Genomic DNA, 14,068 nt, shown 5'->3' on the forward strand with positions numbered 1-14,068 from the left:
TGCGTTTCCCTTTCGTTCACGGACGATCCCTAACCTCGCCCGCCATGCAGGTGGCCAAGATGATCTATTTCTGGACGGTGCTGGCGTGGCGGCACGCCCGTGCCGATCCACGACGGGCGGTCCGGCTGGCCGTACGGCTGGCTCTTCGCGTGGCCCCCGCCGGAATTCGCGCGCGGTACCGCGCGCTGGCCGCACCGGCCCCGCAGCGCCAGGACCGCGAGACCGAGGACCTGCGCGCGCTGCTGGCCGACGCTGCCGAGGCGCGGCCCAAGAAGGCCGCACGCGCCGCGGATCCCAGCGGGAACACGGTGCTGCACCTGGTCACGAACGCGCTGCCGCGCACGCAGGCCGGGTACACCGTGCGGACGCACCGGATCGTGTCCGCCCAGCGCGAGCTGGGCCTGGACCCGCACGTCGTGACCCGGCTCGGATACCCCCTGACGCAGGGCGTCCGGGACGCGCGGGCGACGTGCGAGGTCGACGGGATCCCCTACCACCGGCTGCTCCCCTGGCTGCCGCCGAAGGGGCCCGTGCAGGAGGTGCGCAAGGCCGCCGACCTGGCCGGACGCCTCGTCGAGGAGCTGCGGCCGACCGTGCTGCACGCGGCCAGCAACCACCTCAACGCGGCCGTCGCGCTGGAACTTCGGCGAAGGTACGGCCTGCCCGTGGTCTACGAGGTCCGCGGCTTCCTGGAGGACTCCTGGCTGTCGCGGGACCCGGCGCGGTCGACGGAGGATGAGTTCTACCGGCTCACCCGGGAGCTCGAGACCGCCCGGATGCGCGACGCCGACCTGGTCGTGACCCTCGGCGAGGCGATGCGCGCCGAGATCCAGGGACGCGGCGGCATCGGCGACGTGCTCGTCGTGCCCAACGCCGTGGACGACAAGTTCCTGGAGCCCCTGCCGGACGCCGGGAAGCTGCGCGCCGACCTCGGCATCGCCGAGGACGACGTCGTCGTGGGCCTGACCTCGACCTTCTACGGCTTCGAGGGCATCGACACGCTCATCGAGGCGGCGGCGCTGCGGCGCGACTTCACGCTCCTGCTCGTCGGCGACGGCCCCGAGCGGCCGGCGCTCGAGCGGCGCGCCGCCGAGCTCAAGGTCCCGGCGATCTTCACTGGCCGGGTGCCGGTCGATCAGGTACGTCGGTATCACGCAGTCCTCGATGTTTTCGCGGTCCCGCGAAGGGCGGACCGAGTGTGCCAGTTGGTGACTCCGCTGAAACCGCTGGAGGCGATGGCAGGGGGACTCCCAGTAATAGCAAGTGATGTCAAGGCGATTCGCGAAATCATCGAACCAGGCGTGACCGGCACGTTAACTCTTCCGGAAGACGCGGAAGCCTGGGCGAATTGCCTCGACCAGCTGATTTACAGTCCAAAGCTACGCGGCGAAATCGGACACGCGGCCCGAGAGTGGGTCGCGGCGAACCGCACCTGGCGGGCCGTCACCGCCCGCTGTCTCGGCGCCTACCGGGACATCGCCTCCGCAGCATCGTGAAGGGAGCCACCTGGTGGATCTGGTGGTCATCGGACTTGGCTACGTCGGCCTCCCGCTCGTGCGGGAGGCCGCCCGCGCCGGCCTCCGGGTCGGCGGGCTGGATCGCGACGCGCGTGTCGTCGCCGGGCTCAAGGCCGGCCTTTCGCACGTCGACGACGTGAGCGCCGAGGAGGTCGAGCAGATGCTCGCCGCCGGCTTCACGCCGACGCGGGACGAGGACATCCTCGACGGTGCGCGCACCATCGTGATCTGCGTGCCCACGCCGCTGTCGAACGACGGCGGCCCCGACCTGACGGCGGTCCGGTCGGCCTCCCAGACGGTCGCGCGGCACCTGGAGCCGGGCACGGTCGTGGTGCTGGAGTCGACGACCTACCCGGGCACCACCGAGGAGGTCGTCCGGCCGATCCTGGAGGAGTCGGGCCTGGTCGCGGGCGAGGACTTCCACCTGGCCTTCTCCCCGGAGCGGATCGACCCGGGCAACCCGGTCTACGGCGTCCGCAACACCCCGAAGATCGTTGGTGGCCTGACGCCGGCCTGCGCCCACGCCGCCGCCGCGTTCTACGGCAAGTTCGTCGACCAGGTCGTGCAGGCCAAGGGCACGCGCGAGGCCGAGATGGCCAAGCTGCTGGAGAACACCTACCGGCACGTCAACATCGCGCTGGTCAACGAGATGGCGGTGTTCTGCAACGAGCTCGGCATCGACCTGTGGGACGCGATCGCCTGCGCCTCGACCAAGCCGTTCGGGTTCCAGGCGTTCTACCCGGGCCCCGGCGTCGGCGGGCACTGCATCCCGATCGACCCGAACTACCTGTCCTACAAGGTCCGGTCCCTCGGCTACCCGTTCCGGTTCGTCGAGCTCGCCCAGGAGATCAACGACCGGATGCCGCGCTACGTCGTCGAGCGCGCGCAGTCCCTGCTCAACCGCGAGGGACTGGCGATGAAGGGCGCCAAGGTGCTCCTGCTCGGCGTGACGTACAAGCCCGACATCGCCGACCAGCGCGAGTCGCCGGCCCGCCCGGTCGCCCGGCGGCTGCGGAAGCTGGGCGCCGACCTGAGCTTCCACGACCCGCACGTCGAGGCCTGGGAGGTCGACGGCGAGGAGATCCCGCGCGCCCGCGTGCTGTACACGGCGCTCGCCGAGGCCGACCTCGTGATCGTCGTGACGGACCACCAGGAGTACGACGCCGAGAGCCTCACCCGGCACGCGCGGCTGCTGTTCGACACTCGCGGCGCCACCCGCCGCGTCGAGGAAACGGCCGCTGAACGCGTCGAACTCCTGTGACCTGATCGCCTTATGGAGTTCACCGAATATTCGTCTGCGCACGCGAGAGTCCGGGGGAAGTGATTGCCATGCGGATCTTCGTGTGCACCGTCGTGCACCATCCTGAGGACGCGCGAATTCTGCACCGCCAGATCCGCGCGCTTTTGGACGCCGGCCACGACGTGACTTATGTGGCGCCCTTTCGGGCGTGCAATGTGGCGCCTTGGCCGGAGATCGATCCGCTCGATGTGCCCAGGGCGACCGGCCGGAATCGGCTGCGCGCCCTGCGCCAGGCCCGCCGCACCCTCGCCGCGCACGCGGAGGAGGCCGACATCCTCCTGCTGCACGACCCGGAGCTGCTGCTGGCGGTGCCGCACCGGCTGCGCTCGCGCACCGTCTGGGACGTGCACGAGGACACCGCGGCCGCGCTCGGTGCGAAGGGCTGGCTGCCCGCGCCCCTCCGCATCCCGTTGCGGTTCGCGGTACGCCGGATGGAGCGGCGTGCCGAGCGGCGGCTGAAGCTGCTGCTGGCCGAGGAGGGGTACCAGGACCGGTTCCGCCGGCCGCACCCGGTGGTGCCCAACACCACCCACGTGCCGGACGCGCCGCCCGCCCCGCCCGGTGACGACCGGATCATCTATGTCGGGCAGCTGTCGTTCGCCCGCGGCGTGAACGAGCTGATCACGCTGGCCCGCCTGGTGCACGCCGACGGCATCATGCTCGACCTGATCGGCGGCGCGGACGCCGACGTACGGCCGCTGCTGCGCGACGCGCAGCGCGAGGGGATCCTGCGCTGGTACGGGTTCGTGCCGAACGACCGGGCGCTGCGCATGGCGGAGGGCTCCCTCGCGGGCCTGTCCCTGCTGCACGACACGCCCAACTACCGGCACTCGATGCCCACGAAGGTCGTCGAGTACATGGCCCGCGGCATCCCGGTCATCAGCACGCCCAACCCGATCGCCGCCCGCATCGTCGGCGATGCGAACTGCGGTCTCGTCGTGCCGTTCGAGGATCCCGAGGCGACGGCCGCCGCGGTCCGGCGGCTGCGCGACGACCCGGCGATGCGGCTGGAGATGGGCAAACGCGGGCACGAGGCCGCCCGCGCGCGCTTCCACTGGCCCGTGCAGGCGCGGGTGTTCGTCGCGCAGCTCGAGGACTGGGCCCACTCCGCCGCCGACCCGTCCGCCGAGCTGTCCCCGCGGGTGGTCTGAAGCTCAGGCGGCGCTGCGCAGCCGGGCGGCGACCACCGCCGCCAGCCGCGTCGCCGTGTCGGGCGCCCCGGAGCTGACGGTGACGACCGCGCTGCCGACCCGCATCACGACCGTGCCGGACGACGTGCCGATCGCGTACGCCTCGTCCCCGGCCCGTACGCGGGTGCCGTTCTGCGTGTCGCGGGCCGCCGCGAACAGCGCCTTGGCGGTGCCGGCGTCGGCTGCGACCCACTGCACCGTGACCGACAGGACGCCCGCCTCCCGCTGCGGCCCGTCGGGGTCCCGCCCGCGGCCGTGGTGCGGCCGGAACGTGCAGCCCGCGGGGAGCCGCAGGCCGTCGACGGTCGCCGGCGTCGGCTCACCGGCGTAGCCGCGCGGCAGGTCGCGCTTGGGCAGCAGGGAGCAGGCGTCCGGCCACCGGCGGGGCGGAACGCCCGCGAGCTCCGGCGGTCCCTCGCCACGCATCCCGCCGCGCAGCGCCACCAGCCGGGCCGCGCCGAACGGGCGCGGGCGCGCGGCCGGCGCGGCGACGTACAGCAGCCCTCCGCCCGCGGCGAGCCACGGCCGGACGCCGTCCAGGCCGGCCCGCAGGACCACCGGGATCGGCACGGTGGTGCCGTTCCCGCTGACCGGATCGATGACGTCCACCCCGGCGGGCAGCAGCGGATCGGCGAGCCGCGACCGCAGCCCGTACACCAGGCCGCCCGCGACCGACAGGGCGGTGTATCCGGGCATGTCCCGATACCAGGACGACGCGCCCGTCGCGATGTCCACCGACTCCAGACGGCGGGTCGGCGTCGCGTCCTCGGGCCGCTGCCCGGTCTCGTAGGCGACGAGCAGATGGCCCGCGGTCACCGCGACCGGGCACATGTTGTGGCACACGTCCTGTCCGACGCGGCGCAGGAAGGCGTGCCCCCGCCCGTCGAACGCCTGCAGCGACGATCCGTCGAAGATGACCGTGACGTCGCCGCCGACCGCGATCGCCGAGCGCGCGGTGTTCCGGGTGAGGACGGTGAACCTCGTCCGGCCCTTCCACGGATCGACGACCAGGACCCGGTCGCGCGCCCCGCAGTCGATGCTGAACGCGGCGATGCTCTCGCTGCTGTCCGAGGCGTACGGAACCGCCTCGGGCAGCAGGCAGCCGTGTGGGAGCCGCTTGGTCCACAGCCGCCGCCCCGTCGTGGCCGAACGCCCGTACAGCGTGTGCCGCCCGTCCTCGGTGACGAACACCACACCGCCGGCGGCCGGCCAGCGCAGCGTGGTCCGGTCGATCACGGAGGGCACGTCGCCCCGCTGCCGCCACAGCAGCGTGCCGTGCACCGCGTCCAGGCCCACCATGAGGCGGTTGCCGCGGTGCCCGGTCCGTTCGAGGTACGCGACGAGCACCTGCCCGGTGCGCGCCCAGCCGAGCATGGACCACTCGGCGCGGTAGTAGTGCCACCGCTCCTCACCGGTACGCGCGTCCCGGACGTCGAGGCCATGCCCGGACACGATGACGAGCTGGCCGTCGACGATGGAGTACGCCACCCGGTCGTAGGCGGGCAGGTCGCTGTCGCCGACCGGCGTGCTCAGCTGCCAGCTCGTGGTCACCGGCGTCGCCGGCGGCCCCAGGTCGCCCAGCGGCGGCTGCGGCGCCTGCGTCACGGTGCGGTTCACCTGCCACCACTCCGCCTGAAGGACGAAATGGTCGGCCAGCACCCCGCCAACGATCACGGCCAGCAGGGCCGTCAGGGCACTCGTGATGACCTGCCTGCGGCTCCGCACGGCCTCGACCGTGATCACCTCCCCTTGGCGCGTCTTCCCGACCAGCCGGCCCCGGCCGACCCAGGCAACCGACCTCCGAGCGTACGGGGTTCGGGCGCATCACACCGATAATTGCTCCATGGTGCCCACCGTCAAGGACGAGCAGATCGCCGCAGAGCAGGCCCGCGTCGACGAGGCGTACGCCCGCCTCGAGGAGATGCGCGCGGCCGCCCGCCGGATGCTCGAGGAGGGGTACCGCCAGGCGCAGGCCGGCACGAAGGGCTCACTCGTCGACCGCGACGCGATGGTCCACCAGGCCGCCGTCCGGAGCCAAGCGCTCGACATCGCCGAGGAGGGCCTCGTCTTCGGGCGTCTCGACCTGGTCGGCGGCGAGACGCTGTACGTCGGGCGGATCGGCGTCCGCACCAGCGAGCACGACTCGCTCGTGATCGACTGGCGCGCTCCTGCGGCCGAGGCGTTCTATCGCGCGACCCCGGAGGACCCCCAGGGCGTCGTGCGCCGCCGCGTGCTGCACTGCCGGGGCCGCAAGGTCGTCGACCTGGAGGACGACCTGCTCATCCCGGACGCCCGCCCCGACCTCACCATCGTCGGCGACGGCGCGTTCCTGGCCTCCCTGGCCCGCAGCCGCGAGGGCGTGATGCGGGACATCGTCGCCACGATCCAGCGCGAGCAGGACGAGGTGATCCGCGCCCCCGCCGACGGCACCGTGATCGTCCAAGGCGGTCCCGGCACCGGCAAGACCGCGGTCGCCCTGCACCGCGTCGCGTACCTGCTGTTCCGGCACCGGCGCCGGTTCGGCTCGCGCGGCGTGCTGATCGTCGGCCCGAACCCTCGGTTCACCGCCTACATCGAACGCGTGCTGCCGTCCCTCGGTGAGGGCGGCGCCACCCTGCGCTCGCTCGGCGACCTGTTCCCGGGAGCGGAGGCCGCCGGCCACGATGCGCCGGATATGGCCCGCCTCAAGGGCGCCCCGATGATGACGCGCCTGCTCCGCCGCGCCGTCCAGGACACCCCGCCGGACAGCCCGGACGAGCTGCGCACCGTCTACCGCGGCGTCGTCGTCGCGCTGGACCGGGACGCGCTCGACCGCGTCCGCCGGGACGTCCACCGCAACGCGCACGGCGCGGTGAACACCGCCTATCCGCGTGCGGCCGAACTCCTCCTCGCCGCCCTCTGGGAGCGTTTCCAGGAGGTCGGCGGCCTCGACGACGCTCCCACGACGCGCGCGGCGTTCACCGAGCGCGTCCGCGACGAGCGGCGCTTCGTGGAGTTCCTGCGCGCCTGGTGGCCGGTCCGCCGCCCGGCCGACGTGCTGCGCTCGCTGGCCGACGGGGAACGGCTGCGCCGCGCCGCCGGTCGCGCCCTCAACGACCGGCAGGTCAAGGCGCTCGCGGAGTCCTGGCAGGGCCCGTGGTCGTACCTCGACATCGCGCTGCTCGACGAGGTCGGCACCATCCTCGGGCCCCGGCCGCGACCGGCCCGGAGCGCGAAGAAGCGCAAGGCGGAGGATCCGTTCGTGATCGACGGCGTGAACGTCTTCACGGGCGAGCAGGTCGAGACCGAGGACGACGACGACCTGACCCTGCGGGAGCTCACCACCTACGTCGAGCGCCGCGAGCAGGCCATGCGCCGCGACGACGAGGACGATGAGGACCTCCCGGTGGAGTACGCCCACATCGTCGTGGACGAGGCGCAGGACCTGTCGCCGATGCAGTGGCGCATGCTCGGCAGGCGTGGCCGGCACGCGACCTGGACGATCGTCGCGGACCCGGCGCAGAGCGCCTGGGAGGACTCCGCCGCCGCGGGCAAGGCGATGGACACCGCCCTCGGCCGCCGCCCCCGCCACACCTTCGAGCTGACCACCAACTACCGCAACTCGACCGAGATCGCGGAGGTGGCCGCGCGGGTGCTGGCCCACGCGGTACCGGAGGCCCGGCCCGCCCGCGCGGTGCGCGCCTCGGGCCATGTCCCGCTGATCCGCCACGTCCCCACCCTCGACGGGAACGTCCGCGCCGAGGCGGCCGCCCTCGCCGAGGCGGTCGAGGGCACCGTCGGCGTCATCCTGCCGGTCGGCCACCCGGCCCCGCCGCTGCCCGGCCTCCCGGAGCGCGTGCAGGTCCTCGACGCGCTCGAGGCGAAGGGCCTGGAGTTCGACGCGGCCCTGATCGTCGAGCCGGGCGAGATCGCGGACTACTCGCGGATGGGACTGCGCACGCTCTACGTCGCCGTCTCCCGCGCCACCCAGCGCCTCACCGTCCTCACCACCGCCCCGGCCTGGCAGGCCATCCTCGCCGGCGCCCGTCGTACGGTCAGATGACCGGGGGGCGGCCGAGGCGGGTCATGCGCCAGACGGTGCCCCACGAGATCGGGCGGCGGCGGCCCGCCGGTTTGCGCCAGCCCTCGCGGAAGCCGCTGAGCCAGGGACGGAGCGCGGCCCGGTTGCGCTCGCGGACGACCGTCATCGCCACCCAGACGCCCAGGTAGACGAACACGAGCGGCCAGGGCAGGTTGCGGCGCGCCAGCCAGACCCGGTTGCGGGCGTTGAGCCGGTAGAACATCTCGTGCCGGGTGGGCGCGACGGCCGGGTGGAACATCACCGACTCGGCGTCGTACACGATGCGGTATCCGGCGCCCAGGGCCTGCCAGGCGAGGTCGGTCTCCTCGTGGGCGTAGAAGAAGTCCTCGGGCAGCCCGCCGGCGATGTCGAACACGGCGCGGCGCATGGCGCAGGCGCCGCCCAGGAACGTCGTGACGTCCGACGACCGGAGCGGGTCACCGGCGCGCAGCCGGGGGACGTGACGCCGCTCCCCCGGCCCGCCCTCGGGGTCGCGCACCCGGAACGAGACGATGCCGAGCTTCGGGTCGGCGTCGAACATGTCCCGCAGGCGCGCGCCGAGCTCCGCGGACTCGTACCAGCCGTCGTCGTCGAGGAAAAGGATCAGCTCTCCGGTCGACGCCTCGACGCCGCGGTTGCGGCCGGCCGGGATGCCGACGTTCTCCGGCAGCCGGAGCACCCTGACGTTCTCCGGCCAGGAGCCGGGGACGTCCGCGCCGTTGCCGACGAGGACGATCTCGACGTCGACGTACTTCTGGTTCAGGGCGCTCTTGACGGCGCGTTCGAGCTCGGCCGGGCGGTTGCCCATGGTCAGTACGACGACGGACAGCCTCACGCGCGCCTCCCCGACTCGACTCGGACCCCGCTGGGGTCCGTCTCGTTCATTTGAGCCTCCGGAACGCGACCTTGTTCACTTGAGCCTCCGGGAGGCGACGATGCTGACGAAGTGCAGCCCTGTCTGCAGGACGGCCACGACCGCCACGGCGACGGCGAGGACCCTCGTCGCGGTCAGGCCGTGCGTCAGGTGGTCGACGACCGCGGCCGCCACGATCAGCAGGGACAGCTCGACCGCGCCGATGATGCGGTGGAGCTTCAGCATCGAGACGGCCTCGCGCGCCAGCGCCAGGCCGGTCGACTCCGGGCGCAGCGCGCGGTCGCCGCTCACCGGCTCGGCGGGCATGCCCCCCTTGGCCCGGGCGACGACGACGTTGTCGGTCTCGGCCTTGATCAGGGCGGCGCCCAGCGCGGCCAGCAGGCCCAGCTCGACGTAGCCGCCGTTCTCCCACGCGCCCTGGGCTCGGACGCCGAGGCCGACGAGCAGCGCGACCTCCGACATGTAGTGCCCGATCCGGTCGAGGAAGATACCGGTGATGGACGTGCGGTTGCGGAACCGCGCGACCTCGCCGTCGGAGCAGTCCAGCAGTAGGTAGGCCTGGATCAGCACGGCGCCGACGATCGCCCACACCAGGCCCGCCGTGCCGCGGCCGTCGACCGCGACGGCCACACCGCCGAGCATGCCGCAGACGATCATCATGTAGGTCAACTGGTTCGGGCTGAACCCGATCCGGATGAAGATCCAGCTGAAGAAGGGCGAGATGCTGCGCATGTACAGCCGCCCCGCCCAGTGCTCTTCGTTCCGTCGATCCTTGAGACCGGGTGGCTGACCGCCCGCCCGGACCTCAGCCAGCGAAGGTGCCGACATATTCGCGTACCGCTTTCAGCACAGCGCCCTCGTCGAGTCCGAGGTGCTCGAGAATGGTGTACCGGCCTGGCCGTGTCTGGGGAGCGTACGCCACCGCCTCGGCGAACTGCTCCTCGGTCAGACCGATGTCATGCGGAGTCTTGGGGAGTCCATGACGGTCCAGGCTCGCCACGATCTCCGTGAGGCGTTCGGAGCCCTCACCGAGATGCGTCGCGCGGAGGTGATAACAGAAGGCCGCACCGATCCCGGCCAGCTCGCCGTGGTTGGCGGTGCCGGGGAAGAGGTGGTCGATGGCGTGCAGGATCTCGTGGTCGCCGCCGCTGGCCGGGCGTGAGGAGCCGGCGAACGACATCGCCATGCCGGACAGCACGAGGCCCTCCGCCAGGACGGTGAGGAACTCGTCCGACTCGATCGACTTCGGCTGGTAGATGAGCGCCTCGCCGGCCGTACGGGCGAGGGTCAGCGCGAGCCGGTCGATCGGGTCGCCCTGCTCCCGGTTGGACAGCAGCCAGTCGTCGACCGCGGAGAAGTTGCTCAGCACGTCGCCGATCCCGGCCCGTACGAGACGGTCCGGCGCGGCGCGGACGTAGTCCAGGTCGACGACCATGGCCAGCGGCATCGCGACGCCGAAGGAGTTCTTGCCCTTCTCGTGCTCGAGGGAGGCCGTCGGCGAGCAGATGCCGTCGTGGGAGAGGTTCGTGGCGACGGAGACCATCGGCATGCCGGCGAGCGTCGCGGCGTACTTGGTCGCGTCGATGGTCCTGCCGCCGCCGATGCCGACGACCGCCTCGTACGAGCCGCTGCGCAGGCGCGAACCGAGCGCCATGGCGGCGTCCACCGTGCCGCCGTCGACGTGGAAGACCTCGCACGCCTGCAGACTCGGCCGTACGTGCTCGGCGATCTGGTCGCCCTGCCCCGGGCCCACCGCGATGGCGACGCGGCCCTCGGTGGCGATTCGCCGGTCGGCGAGGAGCTCACCGAGATGGGCGATGGCCCCGCGCCGCACGTCGATCGACAGCGGCGCGGGGAGCATCCGCGTGAGCAGCGGCATCAGTATTCCTTGGCGATGCGGCGGGCCTTCTCCAGATCGTCGTGGTTGTCGACCTCGACCCAGTCGACCGCGCCGATCGGGGCCACCGAGATCTTGCCGCCGCGGTTCACCAGCTCCTGGTAGCCGTCCTCGTAGTACAGGTCGGGGTCGCGCTCCCAGGTGGCCTTCAGCGCGTCGGCCAGCGGCCCGGCCGCGGCCGGCTCCAGCAGCGTTGCGCCGATGTACTCACCGGCCGCCTCGGACGGGTCCATCAGCTTGGTGATGCGCTGCAGGTGACCGTCGCCGTCGAGGATGACCTTCATCTCCTCGTCGGCGAGCTTCTTCTGGTCGTCGACGGCGAGGAGAATGTCCGGGCCGCGGTTGCCCAGCAGGGTCTTCTCCACGCTCACCGGGTGCACCGTGTCGCCGTTGACCATCAGGACGCCGTCGGCGAAGTGGTCACGGGCCAGCCACATGGAGTAGGCGTTGTTCCACTCCTCGGCCTTGTCGTTGTGCACCAGTGTGATCGAGACGCCGTACCGGCTCTCCAGCGCGGCCTTGCGCTGCTCGACCGCCTCCGAGCGGTACCCGACGACGATGACGACGTCGGTCAACTCGACCTCGGCGAGGTTGCCGAGCGCGATGTCGAGGATCGTCGTCTCACCGTCGACCGGCACCAGAGCCTTGGGCAGCGTGTCCGTGTACGGACGGAGCCGACGCCCCGCTCCCGCGGCCAGAACCATACCGATCATGAGCCGGCTTCCTCCTCTTCCTCGAGATTGACCATGACGCCCTTGCCCGTACCGGTCCGCACCCAGGTGTAGACGCTCTCGATGCCGAACAGCAGCAGGAAGTAGACGCCGAGGACCGCCAGAACGATGGGCAGCTTCCCCAGGAGCGTGGCGACCGCCGCGATGAGCATGCGGCCCTCCCAGCCCAGGCCGGCGACGAACACCCACTTGGCCGGCCACAGCCGCTGCCGCGTGCGGTAGACGGTGTCGTAGTGGTGGTAGGCCAGCACGAACAGGAAGGCGTACACCAGCGGCTTGGAAACGTCGTGGGCGAAGGCCAGCGTCGCCAGGTAGCCGTATTCGATCGCCCGCATCAGCGGCGGCACGAACCAGTCCAGCCGTCCGCTGTGCGGATGCGTGGAGCCCGGGCCCGCCAGCAGCAGCACCAGCACCGGGGCGAAGACCGCCGGGCTGGTCTGGCCGTTGACCCCGGCCACCAGCAGGATCGCGGTGACGATACCCGCGACGAGCAGCGGGAGCAACGGCGGAAGCTGTCCCTTGGTGAGCCGCCCGAGCGCGTGGGCGATCGGGCCGTCGTCGCGGTAGGCGACCAGCCGGCTGCCGTGGTAGGCGAGCTCGGCGTCCGGGACGGGGGCATGGGCGGGAGCGGGCTGATCACCCGCCGGCGACATGCCAGGAACCACTGCACTCATTTTGCTGCCACCGCCCTGGGCTGGGTAAGGGAACGGAGGAAACGGCCGGCGACCGTGTAGAAGGCGGCGACGCCGCCCCACGAGAGCAGCGCGATGAACGTCACATGGGCGTTGAAGAACATGGCGGTCAGTGCGATCAGCGCGAACCGCTCGCCGATCGGCAGCACGATCATCTTCTTGAACCAGTGGAAGACGCGGACCTTCTCCGAGCGCGCGGACAGCCACACCGCGAGGTGGCTCAGGCCACTGCCCTTCGGGCGGCTCTTCGTCGGCTCCGGCTCGTCCAGCACGCGGTCGTCCGGCCTGCCGAGCGGAACGATCGGGATCGGCTCGGGAGGCGTCCGCCGCTTCGACGCGCCGAAGGCGAAGTCGACCATGTGACGGCAGGTCTGCGCGGTGATGGCGGTCACGGCGAGGAACCACACGTCACCGCCGTGCACCGAGCTGCCGACCGCCGCGGCGGTCGAGCCCGCGGCCAGGCCGCCGAACACGGTGTACTCCTTGGCACGGTCGAACGTCGCGTCGAGCCAGGCGCCCAGCGTGCTGAACTGGCGGGTGTAGCGGGCCAGCTGCCCGTCCACGCAGTCGAACACGAACGCGAAGTAGAGCGACACGCCGCCGAGGACCATCCCCCACCGCTGACCGGTGGAGAAGAAGTACGCGGCCACCACCGAGATCGCCATCGAGATCGCGGTGACGAAGTTCGGCGTCCAGCCGCGCTTGCCGCACCAGCGGGCGATGTAGCGGGAGTACGTGCTGACCGCATACGTGGTGAAGAAGCCGTCGTTGTTCTTGACCGCGGCGCTGAGCCGGACGTCGTCCTCGTTGACGGCGTCGATGGCGCGCTGGGCCGCGTCGGCCTGCGTCTGGTCGAGGACCCGCTCGCACAGCAGGACGCTGTTGCCGCGGCCGGTGACCTTCACGCCCGAGCGCACCAGTCCGACGACGAGCAGTGCCGGCGCGTCGTCTCCGGTGATGGGGGTGGTGGCCAGGGCGCTGTTGTAGTCGCCGTCGGCCTGCTCGATCTCGGCGTCCCCGGTGTCATTCGGGTCCTGCCACAGGTGGCGGATCGGGCTGATCTCCGTGAAGCCGTCCGGCTTGTCGGCCAGTTCGGCGAGCTTCTCGGCCACCTGCGCGAGGGTGGCGGTCTCCTCCTCGGACACGCGCAGGACGCCGCGGAAGACGGCGTTCGGGTCGGTCACCTGGTGGTACGGGGATCCGGCGGACCTGATGCGGCCCTTGCCGATCCGGATGAGAGGGCGGGTGAGGTCGTCGTCGTCCACGGGGACACGGGCGACGACGGCGGAGGCCGGGGCCTTGGAGTTGAAGACGAGCCGGGCCAACACCTCGCGATGGGCGACGACGTCGCCGTGCACGATGAGCATCGGCTCCTTCGCCGCACGGGCCACGCGCGCGATCTCGCGCAGGTCGTCGGCGAGTCCCTTGGACTCGACGACCTCGCAGCCCTCCTCCCGGAGCGTTTCGGCGAACTCGGGGCGGGCGATCACGCGGCGGTCGGCGACGTCGAGGGACTGGAGCTGGGCGAGCACACGGGCGACTACGGGGCCGCCGCCCGGGAGCGTGAGGCCGGCCGTCGGCGTGGACCCGGACGCGACCGCCTCGGTCGCGAGAACCACTGCCAACGTCATCGGCACCCTCCGAAGATCATGTCTGTAGTCCTCAGGTCTGGGGTGGGGGTCTTTCTCCGGCAGAGCCGTGAGATGCGAGCGCCGACCATACCGCGACCGTCACGGCGCCGCCTCCTCGCCGTAAACATCCGTTCAGCCGGGTGACGCGGCAAAGGTCCCCATAGGTTACCGCTGTC

General features: G+C 71.8%; 11 protein-coding genes. 4 read left to right on the forward strand and 7 right to left on the reverse strand.

Annotated features, from left to right (window positions below):
- Nucleotides 1-44 precede the first annotated feature (44 nt).
- From ACQP2O_RS46685 to ACQP2O_RS46695, 3 genes are all read left to right on the forward strand, one after another.
- Nucleotides 45-1,496, forward strand: coding sequence for a glycosyltransferase family 4 protein (locus ACQP2O_RS46685; protein ID WP_433176024.1), 1,452 nt, complete (start codon nt 45-47; stop codon nt 1,494-1,496).
- Nucleotides 1,497-1,509: 13 nt separating this feature from the next.
- Nucleotides 1,510-2,778, forward strand: a complete 1,269-nt coding sequence (locus tag ACQP2O_RS46690) for a nucleotide sugar dehydrogenase (protein WP_433176025.1) — start codon at nt 1,510-1,512, stop codon at nt 2,776-2,778.
- Nucleotides 2,779-2,846: 68 nt separating this feature from the next.
- On the forward strand, nt 2,847-3,968 hold the full coding sequence (locus ACQP2O_RS46695) for a glycosyltransferase (protein WP_433176026.1): 1,122 nt from the start codon (nt 2,847-2,849) through the stop codon (nt 3,966-3,968).
- 3 nt (nt 3,969-3,971) lie between these two features.
- On the opposite strand, the gene ACQP2O_RS46700 is transcribed toward ACQP2O_RS46695, so the two are convergent.
- On the reverse strand, nt 3,972-5,750 hold the full coding sequence (locus ACQP2O_RS46700; protein ID WP_433176027.1) for a PQQ-binding-like beta-propeller repeat protein: 1,779 nt from the start codon (nt 5,748-5,750) through the stop codon (nt 3,972-3,974).
- A gap of 100 nt (nt 5,751-5,850) precedes the next feature.
- Here ACQP2O_RS46700 and ACQP2O_RS46705 point away from each other — a divergent pair, with 100 nt between their 5' ends.
- Entirely contained in the window at nt 5,851-8,049 is a 2,199-nt protein-coding gene (locus ACQP2O_RS46705; protein WP_433176028.1) for a HelD family protein, read from the forward strand.
- Here ACQP2O_RS46705 and ACQP2O_RS46710 read toward each other — a convergent pair.
- The 6 genes from ACQP2O_RS46710 to ACQP2O_RS46735 all read right to left on the reverse strand — a co-directional run bounded on the left by ACQP2O_RS46710 (nt 8,042) and on the right by ACQP2O_RS46735 (nt 13,892).
- Nucleotides 8,042-8,875 carry a glycosyltransferase family 2 protein gene (locus tag ACQP2O_RS46710; protein ID WP_433191392.1) on the reverse strand — a complete coding sequence of 278 codons (834 nt, stop codon included), beginning with the start codon at nt 8,873-8,875 and terminating at the stop codon, nt 8,042-8,044. The genes ACQP2O_RS46705 and ACQP2O_RS46710 overlap by 8 nt on opposite strands.
- A gap of 102 nt (nt 8,876-8,977) precedes the next feature.
- Nucleotides 8,978-9,769, reverse strand: a complete 792-nt coding sequence (locus ACQP2O_RS46715; protein ID WP_360897215.1) for a CDP-alcohol phosphatidyltransferase family protein — start codon at nt 9,767-9,769, stop codon at nt 8,978-8,980.
- Nucleotides 9,747-10,802: an iron-containing alcohol dehydrogenase family protein gene (locus tag ACQP2O_RS46720; protein WP_433191395.1), complete on the reverse strand. Its 1,056-nt coding sequence runs from the start codon at nt 10,800-10,802 to the stop codon at nt 9,747-9,749. The genes ACQP2O_RS46715 and ACQP2O_RS46720 overlap by 23 nt, the downstream gene beginning before the upstream one ends.
- A gap of 17 nt (nt 10,803-10,819) precedes the next feature.
- Complete coding sequence (locus ACQP2O_RS46725; RefSeq protein WP_433176029.1) at nt 10,820-11,551, reverse strand: sugar phosphate nucleotidyltransferase; 732 nt, start codon at nt 11,549-11,551, stop codon at nt 10,820-10,822.
- On the reverse strand, nt 11,548-12,243 hold the full coding sequence (locus ACQP2O_RS46730) for a DUF5941 domain-containing protein (RefSeq protein WP_433176030.1): 696 nt from the start codon (nt 12,241-12,243) through the stop codon (nt 11,548-11,550). The genes ACQP2O_RS46725 and ACQP2O_RS46730 overlap by 4 nt, the downstream gene beginning before the upstream one ends.
- Nucleotides 12,240-13,892, reverse strand: coding sequence for a CDP-alcohol phosphatidyltransferase family protein (locus tag ACQP2O_RS46735; protein WP_433176031.1), 1,653 nt, complete (start codon nt 13,890-13,892; stop codon nt 12,240-12,242). The genes ACQP2O_RS46730 and ACQP2O_RS46735 overlap by 4 nt, the downstream gene beginning before the upstream one ends.
- Nucleotides 13,893-14,068: the final 176 nt, after the last annotated feature.

The sequence above is a fragment of the Actinoallomurus sp. CA-150999 genome, from assembly GCF_050942425.1.
Taxonomy (GTDB): domain Bacteria; phylum Actinomycetota; class Actinomycetes; order Streptosporangiales; family Streptosporangiaceae; genus Actinoallomurus.

What these genes read in the sequence shown, in the direction of transcription:
- ACQP2O_RS46685 (WP_433176024.1), top strand. Translation starts at nt 45, where the DNA reads ATGCAGGTGGCCAAGATGATCTATTTCTGGACGGTGCTGGCGTGGCGG.
- ACQP2O_RS46705 (WP_433176028.1), top strand. Translation starts at nt 5,851, where the DNA reads ATGGTGCCCACCGTCAAGGACGAGCAGATCGCCGCAGAGCAGGCCCGC.
- ACQP2O_RS46735 (WP_433176031.1), bottom strand. Translation starts at nt 13,892, where the DNA reads ATGACGTTGGCAGTGGTTCTCGCGACCGAGGCGGTCGCGTCCGGGTCC.
- ACQP2O_RS46725 (WP_433176029.1), bottom strand. Translation starts at nt 11,551, where the DNA reads ATGATCGGTATGGTTCTGGCCGCGGGAGCGGGGCGTCGGCTCCGTCCG.
- ACQP2O_RS46715 (WP_360897215.1), bottom strand. Translation starts at nt 9,769, where the DNA reads ATGTCGGCACCTTCGCTGGCTGAGGTCCGGGCGGGCGGTCAGCCACCC.
- ACQP2O_RS46710 (WP_433191392.1), bottom strand. Translation starts at nt 8,875, where the DNA reads ATGGGCAACCGCCCGGCCGAGCTCGAACGCGCCGTCAAGAGCGCCCTG.
- ACQP2O_RS46695 (WP_433176026.1), top strand. Translation starts at nt 2,847, where the DNA reads ATGCGGATCTTCGTGTGCACCGTCGTGCACCATCCTGAGGACGCGCGA.
- ACQP2O_RS46730 (WP_433176030.1), bottom strand. Translation starts at nt 12,243, where the DNA reads ATGAGTGCAGTGGTTCCTGGCATGTCGCCGGCGGGTGATCAGCCCGCT.
- ACQP2O_RS46720 (WP_433191395.1), bottom strand. Translation starts at nt 10,802, where the DNA reads ATGCTCCCCGCGCCGCTGTCGATCGACGTGCGGCGCGGGGCCATCGCC.